A 1,072-nucleotide genomic window follows, 5' to 3' on the forward strand; every position below is an offset into this window, starting at 1 on the left:
CATTTCAATACCAACACTTGTGAGCTGGAATAAATGGTGAAGCAAAAATTGCATTCTGCCTTTTCCACAGCCAAAATCAACGAGCCGGTCGTCCCGTTGTAGCTGATACTCCTCAAAAAAGACTTTTAAATATTCATATGGAGTCGGTTCATAGCGATGATAATGAAGTGAGCTATTAAAGCCAGCCTGTTCTCCTTCTGTCTTTATGCGCAGGATTTTATCATAATCTTTTCCCTTCATAGATAGAGCTCCTTTTTGTGTCTTGCTTTTTCTTACACCAACTATACACTTATTCCAATAAATTGATAAGCAAAAAAAGCTTAACCATATTGGCTAAGCCTTCTTAGAAACTAACTGATGAAATATACTCTTGTTTCGTATGGCTTAAGAGCCGTTTGCTTGCGTAGCTTCTTATCCCTAACGTCATAATTATGAAGGGCAAGCTCTGAATATTTGTAGGTAAGTTCGGAAGGAACCTTAAATATCGTCGGCTTATCACTGAAATTGTTAATGATAATTGCCTGTCTTTTTCCTAAGGTTCTTGTATAGACAAACAATCTTGGATGGTTTGCCAATAAAAGCTGATAGCTTCCATAAGTAAACAATGGACTGCCTTTTCTCAAACGTATAAGCTCTTTATAAAAGGAAAGGATAGAATCAGAATCCTGCTTTTGATCCTCAACATTTATCTCCAGATAATTAGGGTTCACACCAATCCAAGTATGATTCGATGTTGTAAAGCCCGCCATATTTTCTTTATTCCATTGCATCGGTGTTCTTGCATTGTCACGGCCCTGCTTCCAGACAACCTTCATGATGTCCTCATGTGGCACACCCTTCTCTGATTCAACTTTATAGAAGTTAATCATGCCAACATCATCATAATCATCAATGGATGGGAATTGAACATTCGTCATACCGATTTCCTGGCCTTGATAGATAAATGGCGTTCCCTTCATAAGGAAATACATGGCAGCAAGACAGCAGGTCACGAAGTTGCCCGCGGTCGATCTCGGGGTTGGCCAGGTCGTCCGGGCGGGGCTGCCAGTCGCGCAGGACGGTCCCGTCCGTG

The 1,072-nt window shown here is 41.0% G+C and carries 2 protein-coding genes; both read right to left on the reverse strand.

Features of this window, described 5'->3' with window-relative positions:
- The coding region (locus AB0G52_RS41350; protein WP_361344506.1) for a hypothetical protein at window positions 1-240 on the reverse strand (240 nt) is incomplete at its 3' end.
- Window positions 241-350: 110 nt separating this feature from the next.
- Entirely contained in the window at window positions 351-971 is a 621-nt protein-coding gene (locus AB0G52_RS41355; RefSeq protein ID WP_361344509.1) for an alpha-amylase family glycosyl hydrolase, read from the reverse strand.
- Between the last annotated feature and the right edge of the window lie 101 nt (window positions 972-1,072).

The organism is Streptomyces sp. NPDC021562 (assembly GCF_040640875.1).
Classification (GTDB): domain Bacteria; phylum Actinomycetota; class Actinomycetes; order Streptomycetales; family Streptomycetaceae; genus Streptomyces.

What these genes read in the sequence shown, in the direction of transcription:
- AB0G52_RS41355 (WP_361344509.1), bottom strand. Translation starts at nt 971, where the DNA reads ATGTATTTCCTTATGAAGGGAACGCCATTTATCTATCAAGGCCAGGAA.